Raw genomic sequence first — 5,648 nt, 5'->3', positions numbered from 1 at the left:
ACAGCGGACGGCCTTCCAGTGCAGACGGGTGTTGGGCAACCAGTCGTGAATGTCGTCGATCTGCGGACGCTTCTTTTTCTCGGGGGCGAACTTGGCGAAACGCTCCTCGGAATCGTGACAGTCGAGACAGACGCGATTGTCCTGGGCGACGATCTTGCGGGTGTCGCCGAGCTTGTCGGCAACACGCATGAGATGGGGGTTGTGGCAGGTGGTACAGGTGATGGTGTCACTGAGTTCGGCATGGACGGACTTGTCGAACTGTTTCTCGATGATGCCGGCCTTCTTGGAATGACAGTCGGTACAAGTGCCGGTCGATTCCTTGGCGTTGGGCTCATGCGGGAAATCGTCATAGCCTTCGCTATGACACTTGGTGCAAAGGAGCTTCTGGTGATCGGCGCCATAGAAATGCGCCGGATCCTGGAGCAGGCCCTTGAGCTTCTTGAGGTCCATTCCCTCTTTGGGCGGCGCTTTGATGCCGGCTTCGGAGTGACAGGCAAAACACTCGCCGTTCGCCTCGCGAACCTTCTCCGATGGACCCGCTGTCGGCGCTACCGCCGGCACCACTGCAGCCGGCCCTTCAGTACCTTCCGCCGCAACTGCCGGCAATGATAACGACGCGACAAGGAAAAAAGAGGCTAATGTCCGCAGGATATTCATCGCGCGATAGGGGCGAAGACGTCGCTGGCCTGTCTGGCCGACCTTGAATTCAATGTTTTGCATAAGACTCTTGTCTGGAGATCGATCCGCGTCGATGCGCCGGATGCGCCCGCCAACGGGCCGTCAAAACCGGTTTGTTCGCATGCGCTGTGAAGAAGAAAAAGGCCGCCGGGAATTATATCGCGGCGGCCTTCTTTGGCTCCGAAAAGTAAGGCTTACTTCTTGGCTTTGGCGATGCCGGTGTAGATCAGCGCGTTTTCGGCGGCGATGCGGCCGGTGTTGGCGGCAAAACCAGCGGTGCTTCCGCCGAGCAGCAGGTCGTAGGTGTCACCGTAAAGACCGCCGGCATCCGTGCCGACTGCATACAGGCCCGGAATCTTCACGCCCTTGGCATCGACCGCTTCGGCCTTGGCCGTGACGCGGACGCCGCCGAGCGTGCCGAGCATGCGCGGCAACAGCTTGGTGGCATAGAACGGCGGCGTGGCGATCGGGCGCAGGAACTTCGGGTTCTTGTTGAACTCGCCGTCCGTACGTGCGGCCGCTGCGGCATTCATCTTCTCCACGCTGGCCTTCAATGCAACCGGGTCGAGACCGATCTGCTTGGCGAGGTCTTCGAGCGAGTTGGCCTTGAAGACGTTGCCGCGCTTGCGGGCGAGTTCCTTGTTGAAGGATTCTTCCCACTTGGTCAGCTTGGTGCCCTGCAGCACCCACTCGCCCAGCGGCATTTCGATACCGTCGTCGACGACGTGCTTGCGCGTGGCGTCGTCATAGATCGAGTAGGCGACGCCGCCGATACGAGCCAGCGAGTTACCCGAGCTCGGCCAGAACTCGACGTTCGACTCGTCGGTGTAGCGTTCGGCATTCGGACCGACCCAGAAATACGGCTGGACGGCGGCGGCGATCATCTGGTCGGCCGGATGGAAACCTGCCAGGCCCGGGCGATAGAGTTGCATGACGGCCATGCCTTCAAGCGATGCGCCGGCCGCTTCGGCCATACGAATGCCATCGCCATCCTTGCCGATATTGCCGACCGGGATGATGTCGGTGAATTCCGGCGCGTATTTCTTGATCATTTCCTTGTTGTTGGCAAAGCCGCCGGTCGCGACGATGACTGCTTTGGCGTTGATCTTGATTTCTTCGCCTTCCTTGTCCTTGGCCTTGACGCCGACGATCTTGTTGCCGTCCTTGATGAGGTCGGTGCCGGGCGTCTGCGTCAGAACCATGCCGCCGTTATCGAGGATGAACTTGTTGAAGACGTTGATGACGCGGGCGCAGTGGAAATCGTGCGAGTTCTTGTCCGGGTAATCCGGTCCCGGCGCGATCACGTGCCAGGTCAGCGGGCCGCCGAAGCCGCCGACGCCGACGTATTCGATCTTGATGCCGAGCTTGTCCATCCACTCGATCGTTTCCGCCGACTTGTCGACGAAGGCCTTGGCCAGCGCACCGTTCGCCTTCCAGTGGCTGTATTCCATGATCATCTTGAAGGCGGCGTCCTTGCTGACGTTGATGCCGATGCGCTTCTGGATCTTGCTTTCGGCTGCGAAGAAACCTTCGCAGAAATTGCCGGTACCGCCGACCTTGGCCTGCTTTTCAAGGACGACAACCTTGGCACCACCTTGGACGGCTTGAACGCCGGCAGCGAGGCCGGACAAGCCGCCGCCGATGATGGCGATGTCGGTGTTCATTGTCTTTTCGGCAAAGGCCGGCATGGCGAATGCCATGGCCACTGCCAGTGTCGTCGTGCTCCATACTTTTTTCATGGGCTCTCTCCTGTTAACTGGAAATCTGGGGAATAAGCGAGCGGGTCTACTTCACCTTGAACTCGAAATCGTTGTGGCATTCCATGCACGGAATCTTTTCGGCTTCCATCGGTTCGTGGACGCCGTGGCATTTCAGGCAGTCCATCGGGCCAAGGTGGCTGTCGTGCGGATTGGCGTGCAGTTTCTTGGTGCGCTGGGCGATCTTTTCATACGGGCCGTGACAGGCCAGGCAGGTCTTCGATGAAGGGGGTGGATCCTTCGGCTTATCGACCGTGTGGCAGTCCTTGCAGCTCACGCCTTCCTTGTGGTGAATGCCCTGTTCCCGGAAGCTGGCGGCGTCCGCGGCTTGAGGCGTGGTCATCGCCAGTAGTGCGGCGACAAACAAGGGGAGGATGGTCAAAAGCTTCGTTTTCATCTGTTTCCTGTCAAATACGCATGTCAAAATCATGAATGATGATGGCGATGCATGACAGAAGCAATGTCATGCATCGCCGGTTTGCTTAGAACTTGTAGCGCAGGCCCACCATCGTGCCGGTCTGAGCGCCACCGACGGGCGGCGAGACGTTGGCGCCGACGGAGACTGCATAGATCGCCTTGGCGCTGTTCGTCAGGTGAGAAAGTTGCAGATAAGCGTCAAAGTCCTTGTCAAGATTGTAGAAGGTGCGCAGGGAAGCCAACGTGGCGTTGCGGTCCATGTCGCGGTTGGTGATGCGATACAGACCACCGTCGAAGGAGATCCGGCTGTTCAGCTTGTAGGCGGCATCGAGGAAGTAGATATTGGACTTGTAGTCTCCGGCGATCACGTTAACTTCACGTCCCAACCATCCGAGACCGATCTTGGCGGCGCCGAACTTGGCATAGCCGTTTGCAGTGATGCGGCGGTCGTAGTCTTGCGGACGAGTAAATGCGAGCGTTGCGGCGCCGTTGAAGAAGTTCGCCGTCGCCGTGCCGCCGCCGCGTTGTTCGTCGAGACCGGTAGCAAAGCCGTAGCTTGCGTCGTCATATTTCGCCATGGCCGACCAGCCCTTGCAGGCGCTGGCTTGGCCCGGGATTTCGCCGGCGCAGGTGCCGGATCCGGGCGCGCCGCCGGTGGTGTCGCGGCCGGTGCTGTAGGTCATGCCCAGCGAGAATTTTTCGAAGTTCTTGCGCCATGCGAGCGAATTGTCGAAACGGGCGTTGGGCAAGTAGGCGTCGAGCGAGCCCATCGAATAGATCGTCGGCCCGAGCAGGTCGGCGTCGCCGAGCGCATACACCAGCATGGAGTTCTGGCGGCCGAAGGTGAGCGCGCCATAGGGCGTGTCGACACCGGCGAAGAGTTGGCGACCGAAGATGCGCGGATTCGATCCAGCCGTGCTTTGGCCGATCGTTCCATCATCGAAGTTGAAGCCCATTTCAGCGGTCGCGATGGCTTTGTAGCCGGGGGCGAATTCCTTGGCTGCGCGCAGACCGACGCGTGATGGGATGGATCCGGTGATGTTCGGCATGCGCGTGACCGAGCCTTCGGTCGTCGACGTCTTGATATTGGTGATCCGTTCGAAACCTCCGTCCAACACACCGTAGAAGGTGACGTTCGGTATGGAGGAACCGGCACCTTGCGCTGCAGTGCTGGCGGGCGTTTCGGCAATAACCTTGGCCTGTGCTTCGACCTTGGCCTCGACTTTTGCCGAGCTTTCCTTTTGAACCTGCTGAGCGGCAAGGATCTGGCGGATGATTTCCTTCTGTTCCGCGAGTTCGCGACGCAGCGACTCGATTTCTGTTTCAGCCATGGCGAACGGCGACACGCTAAGTCCCATCGCCAATGCCAGAATGCTCGAAATCGTCTTCGGGCGTTTGACTACCAATTGATTAAACTGCATGTGATTTCCTCCCCAGTGGTGTGAATAATGCGAACGGTCTATTGCCTGCTGCTTGAATTTTTCTTTGTTCTTGTTCCGGGCAAAGTGACCGGAGTGTTGTTTGGCAGCGATTGTAGGGAGGTCGTACTGCCGGGTATTTCATTATCTTGCTTTGGCGTTGCAAATTATTGCGGTTTGGCAATGCGCAAGTATTTTGGAATTTAATTCTTAATATTCCGTATCTTAATGTCTTTCCGTTTTGGCCCGGATTTTGTTATCTTTAACATCTGTGCATATATGGGGGGCGCGGACGCAAGTTTCCGCGTAATGACAAAAGAATATGGCGGTCGTGGATCGGCGGATCATTCTCGGAAGCTACAGGCAACCCGTGCTCGGTGAAGACGGGTTGCCGGTGTTGCGTGCGCCTGCCGATTGGAAGGGGCCGCTCATCGAGCGTCTTGCCATTCCGACTCATGGGGAGTGCGGCCCGCAGTTCACCGGCATGCCGGTGGTCTGTACGTCGAGGATCGCGCCAGGGCGGCGTTGGTATAAGTGCTGTTCTCGCGTCGAAGAGGTGCCGGTGCCGCCCAGTGGTATCGATATGCTCAGCGCTTCTTATGAGCGGGATTACGAGCGATGGGAGTGTGAACCGGGCTACGAGACGCTCTGCATGCGTCTACATGCGTCGACCCTTGAGCGTTTCCTTCATGATGAGGGTTTTCAGTTCGACCTGGGCACGCGCTATGCCCACAAGGACGACATGCTGAGCCATCTGCTCTTCGGGTTGGCCGGCGAGATTCAACAGGGCATGCCGAACGGAGTGCTTTATGCAGAAGGTTTGTCCTTGACGATCTTTGGCTGGCTTCGTCAGCACTATTCGATCAGGGCTTCGTCATCGTGCCAGAGGAAAGGTTGCTTCAACCCTGCGCAGCGGGAGAGAATTCGCGAGTTCATCGATGCGCAAATCGGTAATCCCTTGAGCCTCGACGGGATGGCGGCCGAGGTTGGCATGAGCGCATTCCATTTTCTGCGGGTGTTCAGAGCGTCTTTTGGCGTGACGCCGCACCAATACGTGTTGCAGGCCCGCATTGCTCGCGCGGCGCGTGCGCTGCGTGAGCAACCGGAAAGAAATATCTCCGATATCGCCTTTGCGGTCGGCTTTTCCAGCCAGGCGCACCTGACCCTGGCGTTCAAGCGTCAGATGGGTATAACGCCGGCTTCCTGGAGAACGGGCGACGCCAGAGCCTGATCTGCGCGCCGCCGTGTAACCTTGTTTCCCCCGAATAGGCTCTGCGTGCTTTTAGGCACGCAGAGGTGTTGTTGCGGGGTTTATTTGAGGGAGAGGATCCACTGGATCATGTTGGAGAGTTCGGCCTTGTCCTTGGTTTTGACGATT

General features: G+C 58.4%; 5 protein-coding genes. 1 reads left to right on the top strand and 4 read right to left on the bottom strand.

Annotation, left to right across the window (positions count from 1 at the left end):
* From BLR25_RS21140 to BLR25_RS20730, 4 genes are all read right to left on the bottom strand, one after another.
* Nucleotides 1-720, bottom strand: a 720-nt coding sequence (locus BLR25_RS21140) for a cytochrome c3 family protein (RefSeq protein WP_176786015.1), incomplete at its 3' end; no start/stop codon positions are given.
* 152 nt (nucleotides 721-872) lie between these two features.
* On the bottom strand, nucleotides 873-2,417 hold the full coding sequence (locus BLR25_RS20740; protein ID WP_091940741.1) for an FAD-dependent oxidoreductase: 1,545 nt from the start codon (nucleotides 2,415-2,417) through the stop codon (nucleotides 873-875).
* 46 nt (nucleotides 2,418-2,463) lie between these two features.
* The gene (locus BLR25_RS20735; RefSeq protein ID WP_176786014.1) at nucleotides 2,464-2,832 is read right to left on the bottom strand and encodes a cytochrome c3 family protein; all 369 of its coding nucleotides are present in this window, start codon (nucleotides 2,830-2,832) and stop codon (nucleotides 2,464-2,466) included.
* Nucleotides 2,833-2,917: 85 nt separating this feature from the next.
* Complete coding sequence (locus BLR25_RS20730; protein WP_218122838.1) at nucleotides 2,918-4,273, bottom strand: porin; 1,356 nt, start codon at nucleotides 4,271-4,273, stop codon at nucleotides 2,918-2,920.
* A gap of 319 nt (nucleotides 4,274-4,592) precedes the next feature.
* Between BLR25_RS20730 and BLR25_RS20725 the strand changes: the two genes are divergently transcribed.
* Nucleotides 4,593-5,501, top strand: coding sequence for a helix-turn-helix transcriptional regulator (locus tag BLR25_RS20725; protein ID WP_091940736.1), 909 nt, complete (start codon nucleotides 4,593-4,595; stop codon nucleotides 5,499-5,501).
* Nucleotides 5,502-5,648: the final 147 nt, after the last annotated feature.

The sequence above is a fragment of the Propionivibrio dicarboxylicus genome, from assembly GCF_900099695.1.
GTDB classification, from domain to species: Bacteria; Pseudomonadota; Gammaproteobacteria; order Burkholderiales; family Rhodocyclaceae; genus Propionivibrio; species Propionivibrio dicarboxylicus.
Note: the sequence above shows the minus strand (reverse complement) of the source record. Positions and strands in the feature narration are given on the sequence as shown.